The organism is Providencia sp. Je.9.19 (assembly GCF_051129765.1).
GTDB lineage: Bacteria > Pseudomonadota > Gammaproteobacteria > Enterobacterales > Enterobacteriaceae > Providencia.
On record NZ_JBCPSS010000013.1, the window covers coordinates 1 to 14,325 of the forward strand.

Annotated in this window: 22 protein-coding genes, 5 tRNA genes and 2 rRNA genes; 28 read left to right on the plus strand and 1 reads right to left on the minus strand. The window is 42.3% G+C overall.

Annotated features, from left to right (window positions below):
* Positions 1-6 precede the first annotated feature (6 nt).
* The 5 genes from rrf (AAZR93_RS20955) (at position 7) to birA (ending at position 2,659) form a co-directional block, all read left to right on the plus strand.
* A 5S ribosomal RNA gene (gene rrf / locus AAZR93_RS20955) occupies positions 7-122 on the plus strand.
* Positions 123-166: 44 nt separating this feature from the next.
* Positions 167-242, plus strand: a tRNA-Thr gene (locus AAZR93_RS20960).
* Between the two features lie 25 nt (positions 243-267).
* Positions 268-383 (plus strand): 5S ribosomal RNA (rrf, locus tag AAZR93_RS20965).
* Positions 384-653: 270 nt separating this feature from the next.
* The gene (gene murB, locus AAZR93_RS20970) at positions 654-1,688 is read left to right on the plus strand and encodes a UDP-N-acetylmuramate dehydrogenase (protein ID WP_434720980.1); all 1,035 of its coding nucleotides are present in this window, start codon (positions 654-656) and stop codon (positions 1,686-1,688) included.
* Positions 1,685-2,659 (plus strand): bifunctional biotin--[acetyl-CoA-carboxylase] ligase/biotin operon repressor BirA, encoded by a 975-nt coding sequence (gene birA, locus AAZR93_RS20975; RefSeq protein ID WP_434720981.1) that lies wholly within the window; start codon positions 1,685-1,687, stop codon positions 2,657-2,659. The genes murB and birA overlap by 4 nt, the downstream gene beginning before the upstream one ends.
* Before the next feature lie 48 nt (positions 2,660-2,707).
* Here birA and coaA read toward each other — a convergent pair whose 3' ends face one another.
* Positions 2,708-3,658, minus strand: coding sequence for a type I pantothenate kinase (gene coaA, locus AAZR93_RS20980; protein WP_434720982.1), 951 nt, complete (start codon positions 3,656-3,658; stop codon positions 2,708-2,710).
* Between the two features lie 427 nt (positions 3,659-4,085).
* Here coaA and AAZR93_RS20985 point away from each other — a divergent pair.
* The 23 genes from AAZR93_RS20985 (at position 4,086) to rpsH (ending at position 14,313) form a co-directional block, all read left to right on the plus strand.
* Positions 4,086-4,161, plus strand: a tRNA-Thr gene (locus AAZR93_RS20985).
* A 15-nt stretch (positions 4,162-4,176) separates the two neighbouring features.
* Positions 4,177-4,261, plus strand: a tRNA-Tyr gene (locus AAZR93_RS20990).
* 72 nt (positions 4,262-4,333) lie between these two features.
* Positions 4,334-4,408 (plus strand) — tRNA-Gly (locus tag AAZR93_RS20995).
* Positions 4,409-4,414: 6 nt separating this feature from the next.
* A tRNA-Thr gene (locus AAZR93_RS21000) sits at positions 4,415-4,490 on the plus strand.
* A gap of 117 nt (positions 4,491-4,607) precedes the next feature.
* On the plus strand, positions 4,608-5,792 hold the full coding sequence (gene tuf / locus AAZR93_RS21005; protein WP_294103340.1) for an elongation factor Tu: 1,185 nt from the start codon (positions 4,608-4,610) through the stop codon (positions 5,790-5,792).
* A 245-nt stretch (positions 5,793-6,037) separates the two neighbouring features.
* Positions 6,038-6,238 carry a bacterioferritin-associated ferredoxin gene (gene bfd, locus AAZR93_RS21010; protein ID WP_294106997.1) on the plus strand — a complete coding sequence of 67 codons (201 nt, stop codon included), beginning with the start codon at positions 6,038-6,040 and terminating at the stop codon, positions 6,236-6,238.
* Positions 6,239-6,381: 143 nt separating this feature from the next.
* A complete protein-coding gene (bfr, locus tag AAZR93_RS21015; protein WP_434720983.1) occupies positions 6,382-6,855 on the plus strand; it encodes a bacterioferritin in 474 nt (157 codons plus the stop codon).
* A gap of 324 nt (positions 6,856-7,179) precedes the next feature.
* On the plus strand, positions 7,180-7,491 hold the full coding sequence (gene rpsJ, locus AAZR93_RS21020; protein WP_001181005.1) for a 30S ribosomal protein S10: 312 nt from the start codon (positions 7,180-7,182) through the stop codon (positions 7,489-7,491).
* Positions 7,492-7,522: 31 nt separating this feature from the next.
* Entirely contained in the window at positions 7,523-8,152 is a 630-nt protein-coding gene (gene rplC / locus AAZR93_RS21025) for a 50S ribosomal protein L3 (RefSeq protein ID WP_294106995.1), read from the plus strand.
* A gap of 16 nt (positions 8,153-8,168) precedes the next feature.
* A complete protein-coding gene (gene rplD / locus AAZR93_RS21030; RefSeq protein ID WP_336430581.1) occupies positions 8,169-8,774 on the plus strand; it encodes a 50S ribosomal protein L4 in 606 nt (201 codons plus the stop codon).
* A complete protein-coding gene (gene rplW, locus AAZR93_RS21035; RefSeq protein ID WP_434720984.1) occupies positions 8,771-9,073 on the plus strand; it encodes a 50S ribosomal protein L23 in 303 nt (100 codons plus the stop codon). The genes rplD and rplW overlap by 4 nt, the downstream gene beginning before the upstream one ends.
* Before the next feature lie 19 nt (positions 9,074-9,092).
* Positions 9,093-9,917, plus strand: a complete 825-nt coding sequence (rplB, locus tag AAZR93_RS21040; RefSeq protein WP_434720985.1) for a 50S ribosomal protein L2 — start codon at positions 9,093-9,095, stop codon at positions 9,915-9,917.
* 14 nt (positions 9,918-9,931) lie between these two features.
* The gene (rpsS, locus tag AAZR93_RS21045) at positions 9,932-10,210 is read left to right on the plus strand and encodes a 30S ribosomal protein S19 (protein WP_004265426.1); all 279 of its coding nucleotides are present in this window, start codon (positions 9,932-9,934) and stop codon (positions 10,208-10,210) included.
* A 15-nt stretch (positions 10,211-10,225) separates the two neighbouring features.
* Positions 10,226-10,558 carry a 50S ribosomal protein L22 gene (rplV, locus tag AAZR93_RS21050; RefSeq protein ID WP_336430578.1) on the plus strand — a complete coding sequence of 111 codons (333 nt, stop codon included), beginning with the start codon at positions 10,226-10,228 and terminating at the stop codon, positions 10,556-10,558.
* A 17-nt stretch (positions 10,559-10,575) separates the two neighbouring features.
* On the plus strand, positions 10,576-11,277 hold the full coding sequence (gene rpsC, locus AAZR93_RS21055) for a 30S ribosomal protein S3 (protein WP_068437191.1): 702 nt from the start codon (positions 10,576-10,578) through the stop codon (positions 11,275-11,277).
* Between the two features lie 12 nt (positions 11,278-11,289).
* Entirely contained in the window at positions 11,290-11,700 is a 411-nt protein-coding gene (gene rplP, locus AAZR93_RS21060) for a 50S ribosomal protein L16 (RefSeq protein WP_004265436.1), read from the plus strand.
* Positions 11,700-11,891: a 50S ribosomal protein L29 gene (gene rpmC / locus AAZR93_RS21065; protein ID WP_294106991.1), complete on the plus strand. Its 192-nt coding sequence runs from the start codon at positions 11,700-11,702 to the stop codon at positions 11,889-11,891. Before rplP ends, rpmC begins: the two co-directional genes overlap by 1 nt.
* On the plus strand, positions 11,891-12,145 hold the full coding sequence (gene rpsQ, locus AAZR93_RS21070) for a 30S ribosomal protein S17 (RefSeq protein WP_294106990.1): 255 nt from the start codon (positions 11,891-11,893) through the stop codon (positions 12,143-12,145). Before rpmC ends, rpsQ begins: the two co-directional genes overlap by 1 nt.
* Positions 12,146-12,320: 175 nt before the next feature.
* Positions 12,321-12,692 (plus strand): 50S ribosomal protein L14, encoded by a 372-nt coding sequence (rplN, locus tag AAZR93_RS21075; protein WP_068437198.1) that lies wholly within the window; start codon positions 12,321-12,323, stop codon positions 12,690-12,692.
* A 10-nt stretch (positions 12,693-12,702) separates the two neighbouring features.
* Entirely contained in the window at positions 12,703-13,017 is a 315-nt protein-coding gene (gene rplX / locus AAZR93_RS21080) for a 50S ribosomal protein L24 (RefSeq protein ID WP_294106989.1), read from the plus strand.
* 15 nt (positions 13,018-13,032) lie between these two features.
* Entirely contained in the window at positions 13,033-13,572 is a 540-nt protein-coding gene (gene rplE / locus AAZR93_RS21085; RefSeq protein ID WP_294106988.1) for a 50S ribosomal protein L5, read from the plus strand.
* Positions 13,573-13,584: 12 nt separating this feature from the next.
* Entirely contained in the window at positions 13,585-13,890 is a 306-nt protein-coding gene (gene rpsN / locus AAZR93_RS21090; RefSeq protein WP_294106987.1) for a 30S ribosomal protein S14, read from the plus strand.
* Positions 13,891-13,920: 30 nt separating this feature from the next.
* Positions 13,921-14,313, plus strand: coding sequence for a 30S ribosomal protein S8 (gene rpsH / locus AAZR93_RS21095; protein WP_294106986.1), 393 nt, complete (start codon positions 13,921-13,923; stop codon positions 14,311-14,313).
* The last annotated feature ends 12 nt before the right edge of the window (positions 14,314-14,325 follow it).

The window sequence follows — 14,325 nt, forward strand, 5'->3', positions numbered from 1 at the left end:
AATTTGTCTGGCGGCAATAGCGCGGTGGTCCCACCTGACCCCATGCCGAACTCAGTAGTGAAACGCCGTAGCGCCGATGGTAGTGTGGGGTCTCCCCATGTGAGAGTAGGGAACTGCCAGACATTAAATTTAAGGTTGTGTCAGAACTGACTGACCGCACCATATTGCTGATATGGCTCAGTTGGTAGAGCACACCCTTGGTAAGGGTGAGGTCCCCAGTTCGAATCTGGGTATCAGCACCATGAAAATATATATTTAAAGAATTTACCTAGCGGCAATAGCGCGGTGGTCCCACCTGACCCCATGCCGAACTCAGTAGTGAAACGCCGTAGCGCCGATGGTAGTGTGGGGTCTCCCCATGTGAGAGTAGGGAACTGCTAGGTTTTAAATAATGAAAAGCCACCTTATAGGTGGCTTTTTACTTTCTAGGATATTAATATTTCATCATTTCATCATTTCATCATTTCATCATTTCATCATTTCATCATTCAATCATTTCTATTTTATATACTCAGATCAAATAATAATCTTATCCGTTAGCTTACATAAGTAAGTTGATTGTACTTATATGATTATTTATAGATTGCTACTATTCTCTATTAAGCCTGACTGATAGACTTACCTCATCTTAGTTTTTTAGTATTGAAGGTAGTATGAACCTGAATTCTGAACTCAAATTATTTAATAGCTTTGGTATTGAGGCGAAAGCATCGTCTTTATCTATCGTGCAAAGTGCGGATGCTTTACATCAACTGTGGATAGAGATAACAAATAAAAAATTACCCATATTGCTACTTGGTAGTGGAAGTAATATTTTATTTATTGAAGATTTTGAAGGTGCCGTCATCGTTAATAGAATCAAAGGCATTCAAATAACGCAGACAGATGAATTCTGGCATATACAAGTTGGAGCCGGTGAAAATTGGCATCAGTTGTTGGAAATACTGTTAAGCAAAGGTATTTATGGTGCTGAAAATTTAGCACTGATCCCTGGCTGTGTAGGTTCTGCGCCTATTCAAAATATTGGCGCATATGGATTAGAATTAAAAGATATATGTGAGTATGTTGACCTACTTTGTTTAGCGACTGGAAATATTACTCGCCTTTCTGTTGATGAGTGCCAGTTTGGATACCGTGATAGTATTTTCAAGCATGCATATAAAGAGAATTACGCCATTGTTAGCGTCGGATTGAAACTTTCTAAGGTATGGGCACCAAAACTAACATATGGAGACCTCGCTAAGCTAGATCCCGCTATAGTGACTCCACAACAAGTCTTTGAGTCTGTATGCCAGACACGTAAAAGTAAATTACCCGATCCTACCGTAACGGGCAATGCGGGGAGTTTTTTTAAAAACCCCGTTATATCAGCTGAAGAAGCGCAGCAAATTAAAGTTAAATATCCAACTTGCCCACAATACTTGCAAATAGATGGGCGTGTAAAACTTGCTGCTGGGTGGTTAATCGATCAGTGTGGCTTGAAAGGCTATGAAATGGGCGGCGCTGCGGTACATACAGAACAAGCATTAGTCTTAATTAATAAAAATCAAGCAACAGGACAAGATATTGTTGAATTAGCTAAATTTGTAAGCCAGACAGTTGCAAAGCGCTTTGGTATTCTTTTAGAACCTGAAGTTAGATTTATTGGAAAGAAAGGTGAGATTAACGCTATGGATTGTCTTGTATGAAAGAGATAAGTATACCTTTACAGCTTGTTGATATTTTATCGGATGCACAGCTGCACTCAGGTGAACAGCTTGGCGATAAGTTAGGCATGACAAGGGCGGCAATTAATAAACACATTAAAACGCTACGATCATGGGGCTTGAATATTCAAACGGTGACAGGTAAAGGTTATAAGCTCCCTTACCAAATGAATCTATTAAACAAAGAAACAATTAAAAAGCAAATTGATGACGTTAATATCATCGTAGAACCTGTTATTGACTCAACCAACCAATACATGTTGGAACGGATCCCAAATCTTAAATCGGGTGATACTTGTTTAGCTGAATATCAAAGTGCAGGTCGAGGAAGGAGAGGCCGCCAATGGATCTCTCCATTTGGTTGTAACCTTTATTTGTCAATGTATTGGAAACTCGAACAAGGGCCTGCTGCGGCAATAGGGTTAAGTTTAGTTGTAGGTATTGTTATCGCTGAAACACTAAATAAGTTAGGTTCGAATAAAGTAAAAGTAAAATGGCCTAATGACCTTTATATGAATGATAAAAAGCTTGCAGGTATTCTTGTTGAATTAACCGGTAAAACTGGTGATGCTGCGCATATTATTATTGGTATTGGTATTAATATTGGAATGGATAAAAATAACGTTGAAGATAATAAGGCAATAAATCAGTCATGGGCATCTTTAATAGATGAAGTTAATGATATTGAACGAAATGAATTATCAATAAATATTATTCAAACATTAAGAACAGCATTAGTTTTATTTGAGAAAGCAGGTTTAAAACCTTTCATCGAGCGTTGGTTTAAGCTTGATAATTTTTTCAATAGAAAAATTAAGCTATTGATAGGTAATGATATTGTAGTTGGCGTTGAACGAGGGATTAATGAGCAGGGTGCACTTTTATTACAAAAAGAAAATGGAGAAATTGTGCCATATATTGGTGGTGAAATATCATTAAGATCAAATGAATAATAAAATTTCGGGCCGGAATTAAACCGGCCAATAATAATTAAAAAATAACTACTTTCTCAATCTAACACTTTGAATAGAATGATTTTCACCTTTGGTCATTATTAAACTTGCTCGTTCTTTTGTTGGCAATATATTTTCTTTTAAATTTAATCCATTAATCTCATCCCAAATTGAGCTAGCAATATTTATGGCTTCTTCTTCACTTAATTTAGAGTAACTATGAAAATAAGATCCAGGAGCAGAAAATGCACCTTGGCGAAATTTTAAAAAGCGTCCTATATACCATTGTTTTAATAGTTGTGGCGCAGCATCTACATAAATTGAAAAATCGACAAAATCTGAAACGAACACATGATGCGGATCTTGCGGGTAATCCATGTCACTTTGAAGAACGTTTAGCCCTTCAAGGATCAATATATCAGGTTGATCGATGATTTGTTGCTGGTCGGGGACAATATCATAGGTTAAATGAGAATAAACAGGCGCAGCAACATGGCGTGCGCCAGATTTAATCTGTGAAACAAAGTTAACTAGTTTTCTCATATCATAAGATTGTGGAAAACCTTTTTTCTTCATTATATTTTTATCTTTTAACACCTGATTAGGATGTAAAAAGCCATCAGTCGTAATAAGGTCAACTTTTCTGTGTTCTGGCCAGCGCGTTAATAAGGCCTGAAGTAAACGGGCTGTCGTGCTCTTACCTACTGCCACGCTGCCGGCAATGCCGATAATATAAGGAACTTTGGCCCCATTAGTCCCTAAGAATTGTTCTAAGACAGCTTGGCGACGTAGGTTAGAGCTTATATAAAAATTAAGTAAGCGAGATAATGGTAGATAGATTTCGATAACATCCTTCATCGAGAGTTCTTCATTGATGCCTTTCAATTCAAGAAGCTCACTGGATGTTAGAGTCAACGGGACTGAATCACGTAAAGTTGACCAATGTTCTCTATCAAACTCTAAATATGGAGTGTTAATAAAATTTTCATTCTGTTTCATAAACCAACATCTGCCTATTTTATGCAGGTTGGATAGGTTGCCTAAACATCCGTATCCATAAAATTTGATAGCATCATAGCGAGTGAAAGATTGTAGGCGTAGAACTTTTTATGTTTTATATGCTTTTTTTTTGACGGGTGCAGTAAAAAAGACATTAACCGACTAAAAAACACTCTAACAATTAGAGTGATAGAAGTGTGATAGTGGCTATAAAATAGACATTTAAAAAATGTAAACCTATTAGAGCTCTTTACTCATGAATTAATAATGGATTATAGTTAAAGGCTGCTGTTGATGTTTTAAGCGAGAAAGAGTTAAAAAAACAGCAAAAATGCAATAAACGGATAAAAAGTGAGCGAACGAACAAAAAAGTTAATTTTTTTGTTGCAACATGCGCTCAGTCTTCCTAGAATGCGCAGCACTTGATGCCGGCATAGCTCAGTTGGTAGAGCAACTGACTTGTAATCAGTAGGTCCCGAGTTCGACTCTTGGTGCCGGCACCATTAAAAATTTGGATAGGTGGGATACCCAAGCGGCCAAAGGGAGCAGACTGTAAATCTGCCGTCATCGACTTCGAAGGTTCGAATCCTTCTCCCACCACCATCTCCTTGATAATCCTCAATGGATAAATCAAGAAAAGTTTAGCAGCTGATAACTCAGGTAGCCGAGTTCATTGCGGGCATCGTATAATGGCTATTACCTCAGCCTTCCAAGCTGATGATGCGGGTTCGATTCCCGCTGCCCGCTCCAAGATGTGCTGATATGGCTCAGTTGGTAGAGCACACCCTTGGTAAGGGTGAGGTCGGCAGTTCGAATCTGCCTATCAGCACCACTTCCCCTATGTACTCAATAATCCCTGATTTGTCTCCTGTAAATAATACAAGCAAACTTATTTATGCTTGGTTGATGTGGTCTGACCACCGATTCCGTGTCTTAGAGGGACAATCTAATGTCTAAAGAAAAATTTGAACGTTCAAAACCGCACGTTAACGTTGGTACAATCGGCCACGTTGACCATGGTAAAACTACTCTGACAGCAGCTATCACTACTGTTCTAGCAAAAACTTACGGCGGTTCTGCTCGTGCATTCGATCAAATCGATAACGCACCAGAAGAAAAAGCACGTGGTATCACTATCTCTACTTCACACGTAGAATATGACACTCCAGCTCGTCACTACGCACACGTAGACTGCCCAGGTCACGCCGACTATGTTAAAAACATGATCACTGGTGCTGCGCAGATGGACGGTGCAATTCTGGTTGTTGCTGCGACTGATGGCCCAATGCCACAAACGCGTGAACACATCCTGTTAGGTCGCCAAGTTGGTGTTCCTTACATCATCGTGTTCCTGAACAAATGTGACATGGTAGACGACGAAGAACTGTTAGAACTCGTTGAAATGGAAGTTCGTGAACTTCTTTCTCAGTACGATTTCCCAGGTGATGACACTCCAGTTATCCGTGGTTCTGCACTGAAAGCACTGGAAGGTGTTCCAGAGTGGGAAGCGAAAATTGTTGAACTAGCTGGTTTCCTGGATAGCTATATCCCAGAACCAGAGCGTGCAATTGACAAACCATTCCTGCTGCCAATTGAAGACGTATTCTCAATCTCAGGTCGTGGTACAGTAGTAACAGGCCGTGTTGAGCGTGGTATCGTTAAAGTTGGTGAAGAAGTTGAGATTGTTGGTATTCAAGCAACAGTTAAAACAACTTGTACTGGCGTTGAAATGTTCCGTAAACTGCTTGACGAAGGTCGTGCTGGTGAGAACGTGGGTGTTTTACTGCGTGGTACTAAACGTGAAGAAATTCAACGTGGACAAGTACTGGCAAAACCAGGTTCAATCAAGCCACATACACAATTCGAATCAGAAGTGTATATCCTGAGCAAAGATGAAGGTGGTCGTCATACTCCATTCTTCAAAGGTTACCGTCCACAGTTCTACTTCCGTACAACTGATGTAACCGGTACTATCGAACTGCCAGAAGGCGTAGAGATGGTAATGCCAGGCGACAACATCAACATGATCGTGACATTGATTCACCCAATCGCGATGGATGATGGTTTGCGTTTCGCAATTCGTGAAGGTGGTCGTACTGTAGGCGCCGGTGTTGTTGCAAAAGTTATTGCATAATATCTGTTAGCTTACCAAGCGGTATCTTCTCAGAAAAAAGGCATCTTTTATGATGCCTTTTTTATATCAAAATATTAATTATTATTTCCCTCATTCAAATACTTCAATGTTGTAATCTAGTCATACAATCAATCCTAAAAGCCTTAATGTCACTAGTTTTGCCAAATGGCAATAATTAATGATAATTGAAATGCTAATCATTTTCATTTAAACTTATCGTATATGATTTATACAGGTAAGCTATTATGTACGTATGCCTTTGCGAAGCCATTACAGATAAACAAATTAGAAATGCTACAAGGAAGTATCAAGTCACTTCTTTAAAGGGGTTACGCCAAATATTACCTGTGGGTCGCGAATGTGGGAAATGCATAAAACAAACGCGAGAAATTCTTGCTGAAGAGCTTTTGCGTTTAGAAGTGTTATGTACCGTTGATGTTGCATAGTAATTTCAAATACAGCTAATTCTCCGCTAAATCAATTCACCGCTTAAAATTAATTACTTTGAATTTAAATTCAGTGTGTAAAAATCACGCAGCTATCGATTTCAGGTCTACACTTAAAGAACTGGAAGCGATGGAGGGTAAAAATGAAAGGCGATAAAAAAATGATAGCCCACTTGAATAAATTGTTGGGCAATGAGCTAGTCGCAATAAATCAATATTTTTTGCATGCACGTATGTTTAAAAATTGGGGGTTAGAACGCCTCAATGAAATGGAATACCATGAGTCAATTGATGAAATGAAACACGCTGATAAATATATTGAGCGTATACTTTTTCTTGAGGGGCTACCAAACTTACAAGATCTTGGTAAGTTGAATATTGGAGAAGATGTTGAAGAGATGCTTGCCTCAGATTTAAAGCTTGAGTTAGATGGAGCTTTAAATCTTAAAGAAGCTATCAGCTATGCCGACTCAATACATGATTATGTTAGCCGTGATTTGATGATCGAAATACTCGCAGATGAAGAAAATCACATTGATTGGATAGAAACTCAAGTTGAACTTATTAATCGTGTAGGTATTCAGAACTATATTCAAGCGCAGATAAAAGACGCATAACTCTATGTTGATTTAATCTTAAAGGCCCGGTGCTATTACACTTGGGCCTTTCTGTCATTTATTCAGTTTATATCGTATAAAAGCAGCACATATTTTCCTCGATTGCTTGCGTTTCGCCATAGTTTCCGTATAATGCGCAGGCTTACTGATGAGTAAGCCCTAAACTTTAGGACTGAACAATCAGTATTGAGCGGCGATATGTTGCTCATTTAGACAATACTCCCGATATGGGGGTTACATTGAGACGATTACACTCCCCCATCAATCGAAATGGGTGTGAGGAGTAATCATTTACGTTTATAAAATAGTTGGAGCTCTGGTCTCATGCAGAACCAAAGAATCCGTATCCGCTTGAAAGCTTTTGATCATCGTTTAATCGATCAATCAACTGCGGAAATCGTAGAGACTGCTAAGCGCACTGGTGCGCAAGTTCGTGGTCCTATCCCGCTACCGACACGTAAAGAGCGTTTTACTGTTCTGATCTCTCCGCACGTTAATAAAGATGCGCGTGATCAGTACGAAATTCGCACTCACAAGCGTCTGGTTGACATCGTTGAGCCAACCGAAAAGACTGTTGATGCTCTGATGCGTCTGGATCTGGCTGCCGGTGTTGACGTGCAGATCAGCCTGGGTTAATCAGGTGTCAAAAGATTGAGAGGTTGAAACAATGATTGGTTTAGTCGGTAAAAAAGTGGGAATGACCCGCATCTTCACTGAAGATGGTGTTTCTATCCCTGTAACTGTTATCGAAATTGAAAATAACCGCGTTACTCAAGTTAAAACTAAAGAAACTGACGGTTATAATGCAATTCAGGTCACTACGGGCAGCAAAAAAGCTAACCGTGTAACTAAGCCTGAAGCAGGTCATTTCGCTAAAGCTGGCGTTGAAGCTGGCCGCATCTTACGTGAATTCCGCCTTGAAGAAGGTACTGAATTTAACGCAGGTCAAAGCATTAGCGTTGAAATTTTCGCTGACGTTAAAAAAGTCGACGTTACTGGTACATCTAAAGGTAAAGGTTTTGCCGGCACAGTTAAGCGCTGGAATTTCCGTACTCAGGATGCTACGCATGGTAACTCCTTGTCTCACCGCGTTCCGGGTTCTATCGGTCAGAACCAGACTCCGGGCAAAGTGTTTAAAGGCAAGAAAATGGCAGGCCAACTAGGTAATGAACGTGTAACTGTTCAAAGCTTAGATGTAGTACGTGTTGACGCTGAGCGCAACCTACTGCTGGTCAAAGGTGCGGTCCCAGGAGCTACTGGTAGCAACCTGATCGTCAAACCGGCTGTTAAGGCTTAACGTCAAGGAGATAGGAATGGAATTGGTAATGAAAGACGCGCAAAGCGCGCTGACTGTTTCCGAAACTACCTTCGGGCGTGATTTCAATGAAGCGCTTGTTCACCAAGTAGTTGTTGCATATGCAGCTGGTGCTCGTCAAGGTACTCGTGCTCAGAAAACTCGTGCTGAAGTTTCTGGTTCAGGTAAAAAACCATGGCGTCAAAAAGGTACGGGCCGTGCTCGTGCAGGTTCTGTTAAGAGCCCAATTTGGCGCTCTGGTGGTGTTAGCTTCGCAGCTAAACCACAGGACCACAGTCAAAAAGTTAATAAAAAGATGTACCGTGGTGCTTTAAAAAGCATCCTATCTGAATTGGTACGTCAAGATCGTCTGATCGTTGTTGAACAGTTTTCTGTTGAAGCACCTAAAACTAAGTTGCTGGTACAAAAACTGAAAGATATGGCTCTGGTAGATGTACTGATCATCACTGCTGAATTAGATGAAAATCTGTTCTTAGCAGCGCGCAACCTGTATAAGGTTGACGTACGTGATGCAGCAGGTATCGACCCAGTTAGTCTAATCGCCTTCGACAAAGTGGTTATGACTGCTGATGCTGTGAAGCAAGTTGAGGAGATGCTGGCATGATCCGTGAAGAACGTCTGCTAAAAGTACTGCGCGCGCCGCACGTATCTGAAAAAGCTTCTACAGCGATGGAAAAAAATAATACCATCGTTCTCAAAGTTGCGAAAGACGCGACTAAAGCAGAAATCAAAGCTGCTGTGCAGAAACTGTTTGAAGTCGAAGTTGAAGGTGTTAATACTTTGCTGGTTAAAGGCAAAAGTAAACGCCACGGTCAGCGTGTTGGTCGTCGTAGCGACTGGAAAAAAGCTTACGTGACGCTGAAAGAAGGCCAAAATTTGGACTTCATTAGCGGCGCAGAGTAAGTCGGAGGAGTAAAGAACAATGGCAGTTGTTAAATGTAAACCTACGTCTCCGGGCCGTCGCCACGTAGTTAAAGTGGTAAACCCAGAGCTGCATAAGGGAAAACCTTATGCTCCACTGTTAGAAAAAATGAGCAAGTCTGGTGGTCGTAACAACAATGGCCGTATCACTACTCGTCACATTGGTGGTGGTCATAAGCAGCATTATCGTTTAGTTGACTTTAAACGCAACAAAGATGGTATTCCTGCAGTTGTTGAACGTTTGGAATATGATCCAAATCGTTCTGCGAACATCGCCTTGGTTCTATATAAAGACGGTGAACGTCGTTATATTCTTGCACCAAAAGGCCTGAAAGCTGGTGACCAGATTCAATCTGGTGTTGATTCAGCAATCAAAGCTGGTAATACTTTGCCGATGCGTAATATCCCCGTTGGTTCTACAGTTCATAACATCGAACTTAAACCAGGTAAAGGTGGACAATTAGCGCGTTCAGCAGGTACTTACGCTCAGATCGTTGCTCGTGATGGTGCTTATGTCACCCTACGTCTACGTTCTGGTGAAATGCGTAAAGTATTAGCAGATTGCCGTGCAACCTTAGGTGAAGTTGGTAACGCTGAGCATATGTTACGTGTTCTGGGTAAAGCTGGTGCTAGCCGCTGGCGTGGTATTCGTCCTACCGTTCGTGGTACGGCGATGAACCCAGTCGATCACCCACATGGTGGTGGTGAAGGTCGTAACTTTGGTAAACACCCAGTAACACCATGGGGCGTTCAAACCAAAGGTAAGAAAACTCGTAGCAACAAGCGTACTGATCAATTCATCGTACGTCATCGTTCTAAAAAATAATTAGAGGATAAGCCATGCCACGTTCTCTCAAGAAAGGTCCTTTCATTGACCTGCACTTGCTGAAGAAGGTAGAGAAAGCGGTGGAAAGCGGAGACAAGAAGCCTCTCAAGACTTGGTCCCGTCGTTCAACGATCTTTCCTAATATGATCGGATTGACCATCGCTGTCCATAATGGTCGTCAGCACGTTCCAGTTTTTGTTACCGACGAAATGGTTGGTCATAAACTGGGTGAATTCGCACCGACTCGCACTTATCGCGGCCATGCGGCAGATAAGAAAGCTAAGAAACGTTAAGGATAGGAGGAAGAGATGGAAACTTTAGCTATGCATCGCCACGCTCGTTCTTCTGCCCAGAAGGTTCGCTTAGTCGCCGACCTGATTCGCGGTAAGAAAGTGTCGCAAGCTCTGGAAATTCTAACCTTTACCAACAAGAAAGCTGCTGGTTTAGTGAAGAAAGTACTGGAATCTGCTATTGCTAACGCAGAGCAAAACGATGGCGCTGACATTGATGACCTGAAAGTTGCGAAAATATTCGTAGATGATGGTCCAACTATGAAACGCATCATGCCGCGTGCGAAAGGCCGTGCAGATCGTATTCTTAAGCGCACCAGCCACATTACAGTGGTTGTGTCCGATCGCTGAGACTCTGGAGATTAGCAATGGGTCAGAAAGTACATCCTAATGGTATTCGCCTGGGTATTGTCAAACCTTGGAACTCTACTTGGTATGCGAATACTAATGAATTCGCTGACAACCTAGACAGCGATTTTAAAGTACGCCAGTACTTGAATAAAGAATTGGCAAAAGCGTCAATTTCACGCATCGTTATCGAGCGTCCTGCTAAAAGCATCCGTGTGACTATTCACACTGCTCGCCCAGGTATTGTTATCGGTAAGAAAGGTGAAGACGTTGAGAAACTGCGTAAGAAAGTAGCGGATATCGCTGGTGTTCCTGCGCAAATCAATATCGCCGAAGTTCGTAAACCAGAACTAGACGCTAAGTTAGTTGCTGATAGCATCACTTCACAGTTGGAACGTCGCGTTATGTTCCGTCGTGCTATGAAGCGTGCTGTACAGAACGCTATGCGTCTGGGCGCTAAAGGTATTAAAGTTGAAGTCAGTGGCCGTCTTGGCGGTGCTGAAATCGCTCGTACCGAGTGGTATCGTGAAGGCCGTGTGCCACTGCACACATTACGTGCTGATATCGATTACAACACTTCAGAAGCGCACACTACATATGGTGTTCTAGGCGTTAAGGTCTGGATCTTCAAAGGTGAGATTCTGGGTGGTATGGCTGCTGTTGAACAAGCTGAGAAACCAGCTGCTCAACCTAAAAAGCAGCAGCGTAAAGGCCGCAAGTAAGGAGAGTCGCTGATGTTACAACCAAAGCGTACAAAATTCCGTAAGGTGCACAAAGGCCGCAACCGTGGTCTAGCGCAAGGAACGGATGTTAGCTTCGGCACTTTCGGTCTTAAAGCTGTTGGCCGTGGTCGTCTGACTGCACGTCAGATCGAAGCGGCACGTCGTGCTATGACCCGTGCTATTAAGCGTCAAGGTAAAATCTGGATTCGCGTATTCCCAGACAAGCCAATAACTGAAAAGCCACTCGAAGTTCGTATGGGTAAAGGTAAAGGTAACGTAGAGTATTGGGTTGCCTTGATCCAGCCTGGTAAAGTCCTGTATGAAATGGACGGTGTGCCTGAAGAGCTGGCTCGTGAAGCATTCTCTCTGGCAGCAGCGAAACTGCCTATCAAAACCACCTTTGTAACTAAGACGGTGATGTAATGAAAGCACAAGAGCTGCGCGAAAAAAGCGTAGAAGAGCTGAACTCTGAACTACTAAACTTACTACGTGAGCAATTTAACTTACGTATGCAAGCGGCAAGTGGCCAGTTGCAACAGTCTCATCTAATGAAACAAGTACGTCGCGATATCGCACGTGTGAAGACTTTACTGACAGAGAAGGCAGGTGCGTAATGAACGATAAAATCCGTACTCTGCAAGGTCGTGTTGTTAGTGACAAAATGGAGAAATCTATGGTTGTTGCTATCGAGCGTATGGTGAAACACCCTCTTTATGGTAAATTCATCCGTCGTACGACTAAATTGCACGTACATGACGAGAACAATGAATGTGGAATTGGTGACGTGGTTGAAATCCGCGAAACTCGTCCACTGTCTAAGACTAAATCTTGGGCCTTAGTTCGCGTTATAGAAAAAGCTGTTCAGTAATAGAATAGCCTTTTCTTACAAATAAACGGCTCTTTTTGTTCGAGCCGTTTATTTTTCCTGTCCATAACGAAGATGTGGTGTTATAATGCCGCGCCCTCGTAGTATGGGTATATTTGAACGGCCTCTTCAATAATGAGGTGGCTCAGTAGTAGTTGACATTTAGCGGAGCACTAAAATGATCCAAGAACAGACTATGCTGAACGTGGCCGACAACTCCGGTGCACGTCGCGTAATGTGTATCAAGGTTCTAGGTGGCTCGCACCGTCGCTACGCTCATGTAGGTGACGTCATTAAAATTACTGTTAAGGAAGCAATTCCTCGCGGTAAAGTTAAAAAAGGTGATGTCCTGAAAGCTGTAGTGGTGCGCACCAAGAAGGGTGTACGTCGCCCTGACGGTTCTGTCATTCGCTTCGATAGTAATGCTTGTGTATTGTTAAATAACAACAGCGGGCAGGTAATCGGTACGCGTATTTTTGGGCCGGTAACTCGTGAACTTCGTAACGAGAAGTTTATGAAAATTATCTCTCTGGCACCTGAAGTACTCTAAGGAGCGAATTATGGCAGCGAAAATCCGTCGTGATGACGAAGTTATCGTGCTAACTGGGAAAGACAAAGGTAAGCGCGGTAAAATCAAACAGGTTATTTCTTCTGGTAAAGTTATCGTTGAAGGTATAAATCTGGTTAAGAAGCATCAGAAGCCTGTACCGGCTCTGAACCAACCAGGTGGCATCGTTGAAAAAGAAGCGGCTATTCAAGTTTCTAACGTTGCACTCTTTAACGCGGCAACTGGTAAGGCTGACCGTGTAGGCTTTAGATTCGAAGACGGCAAAAAAGTCCGTTTCTTCAAGTCTAACAGTGAAACTATCAAGTAATTTTTGGAGTATACGATGGCGAAACTGCATGATTACTATAAAGACGAAGTAGTTACTAAACTCATGTCTGAGTTTAACTACACTTCTGTCATGCAAGTCCCTCGGGTCGAGAAGATCACCCTGAATATGGGTGTTGGTGAAGCGATCGCTGATAAGAAACTGCTGGACAATGCAGCAGCTGATTTAACAGCAATCTCAGGTCAAAAACCATTGATCACCAAAGCACGCAAATCTGTTGCAGGCTTCAAAATCCGTCAGGGCTATCCAATCGGCTGTAAAGTGACTCTGCGTGGCGAACGCATGTGGGAGTTCCTTGAACGTCTGATTTCTATTGCTGTACCACGTATTCGTGACTTCCGCGGCTTGCCTGCTAAGTCATTTGATGGACATGGTAACTACAGCATGGGTGTTCGTGAACAAATCATCTTCCCTGAAATCGATTACGATAAAGTGGATCGTGTACGTGGTTTAGATATTACTATTACCACTTCCGCGAAATCAGATGACGAAGGTCGCGCACTATTAGCAGCGTTCAACTTCCCGTTCCGCAAGTAAGGCAGGGTACTCATGGCTAAAAAGTCTATGAAAGCGCGCGATGTTAAACGTGCTAAATTAGCTGAGAAATTCTTCGCAAAACGCGTAGAACTTAAAGCTATCATCTCTGATGTTAAATCATCTGATGAAGATCGCTGGGATGCTGTTCTCAAACTGCAAACACTGCCACGTGATTCAAGTCCTTCTCGTCAGCGTAATCGCTGCCGTCAAACTGGGCGTCCGCATGGTTTTCTGCGGAAATTTGGTCTGAGCCGTATTAAAGTCCGTGAAGCCGCTATGCGCGGTGAGATACCGGGCCTTAAAAAGGCAAGTTGGTAATTCCATTTTGAATCACGGGAGTAAAGACAGATGAGCATGCAAGATCCCATCGCGGATATGCTGACCCGTATCCGTAACGGTCAAGCCGCAAATAAAGTTGCGGTCACCATGCCTTCCTCCAAGCTGAAAGTGGCAATTGCCAACGTTCTGAAGGAAGAAGGCTATATTGAAGATTTTAAAATTGAAGGCGACATCAAGCCAGAATTGGAAATTACTTTAAGTTATTTCCAAGGTAAGGCTGTTGTAGAAAGCATTCAGCGAGTAAGCCGACCTAGCCTGCGCATCTATAAGAAAAAAGATGAGCTACCACAAGTTATGGCTGGTTTAGGTATCGCTGTTATTTCTACCTCTAAAGGTGTCATGACTGATCGTGCAGCTCGCCAAGCTGGTCTTGGTGGCGAGATTCTCTGCTACGTAGCTTAATTCGGGAGGAAA

Excerpts from the sequence above, each read along its gene's own strand:
- murB (WP_434720980.1), top strand. The coding sequence starts at position 654 with ATGAACCTGAATTCTGAACTCAAATTATTTAATAGCTTTGGTATTGAG.
- birA (WP_434720981.1), top strand. The coding sequence starts at position 1,685 with ATGAAAGAGATAAGTATACCTTTACAGCTTGTTGATATTTTATCGGAT.
- coaA (WP_434720982.1), bottom strand. The coding sequence starts at position 3,658 with ATGAAACAGAATGAAAATTTTATTAACACTCCATATTTAGAGTTTGAT.
- tuf (WP_294103340.1), top strand. The coding sequence starts at position 4,608 with ATGTCTAAAGAAAAATTTGAACGTTCAAAACCGCACGTTAACGTTGGT.
- bfd (WP_294106997.1), top strand. The coding sequence starts at position 6,038 with ATGTACGTATGCCTTTGCGAAGCCATTACAGATAAACAAATTAGAAAT.
- bfr (WP_434720983.1), top strand. The coding sequence starts at position 6,382 with ATGAAAGGCGATAAAAAAATGATAGCCCACTTGAATAAATTGTTGGGC.
- rpsJ (WP_001181005.1), top strand. The coding sequence starts at position 7,180 with ATGCAGAACCAAAGAATCCGTATCCGCTTGAAAGCTTTTGATCATCGT.
- rplC (WP_294106995.1), top strand. The coding sequence starts at position 7,523 with ATGATTGGTTTAGTCGGTAAAAAAGTGGGAATGACCCGCATCTTCACT.
- rplD (WP_336430581.1), top strand. The coding sequence starts at position 8,169 with ATGGAATTGGTAATGAAAGACGCGCAAAGCGCGCTGACTGTTTCCGAA.
- rplW (WP_434720984.1), top strand. The coding sequence starts at position 8,771 with ATGATCCGTGAAGAACGTCTGCTAAAAGTACTGCGCGCGCCGCACGTA.
- rplB (WP_434720985.1), top strand. The coding sequence starts at position 9,093 with ATGGCAGTTGTTAAATGTAAACCTACGTCTCCGGGCCGTCGCCACGTA.
- rpsS (WP_004265426.1), top strand. The coding sequence starts at position 9,932 with ATGCCACGTTCTCTCAAGAAAGGTCCTTTCATTGACCTGCACTTGCTG.
- rplV (WP_336430578.1), top strand. The coding sequence starts at position 10,226 with ATGGAAACTTTAGCTATGCATCGCCACGCTCGTTCTTCTGCCCAGAAG.
- rpsC (WP_068437191.1), top strand. The coding sequence starts at position 10,576 with ATGGGTCAGAAAGTACATCCTAATGGTATTCGCCTGGGTATTGTCAAA.
- rplP (WP_004265436.1), top strand. The coding sequence starts at position 11,290 with ATGTTACAACCAAAGCGTACAAAATTCCGTAAGGTGCACAAAGGCCGC.
- rpmC (WP_294106991.1), top strand. The coding sequence starts at position 11,700 with ATGAAAGCACAAGAGCTGCGCGAAAAAAGCGTAGAAGAGCTGAACTCT.
- rpsQ (WP_294106990.1), top strand. The coding sequence starts at position 11,891 with ATGAACGATAAAATCCGTACTCTGCAAGGTCGTGTTGTTAGTGACAAA.
- rplN (WP_068437198.1), top strand. The coding sequence starts at position 12,321 with ATGATCCAAGAACAGACTATGCTGAACGTGGCCGACAACTCCGGTGCA.
- rplX (WP_294106989.1), top strand. The coding sequence starts at position 12,703 with ATGGCAGCGAAAATCCGTCGTGATGACGAAGTTATCGTGCTAACTGGG.
- rplE (WP_294106988.1), top strand. The coding sequence starts at position 13,033 with ATGGCGAAACTGCATGATTACTATAAAGACGAAGTAGTTACTAAACTC.
- rpsN (WP_294106987.1), top strand. The coding sequence starts at position 13,585 with ATGGCTAAAAAGTCTATGAAAGCGCGCGATGTTAAACGTGCTAAATTA.
- rpsH (WP_294106986.1), top strand. The coding sequence starts at position 13,921 with ATGAGCATGCAAGATCCCATCGCGGATATGCTGACCCGTATCCGTAAC.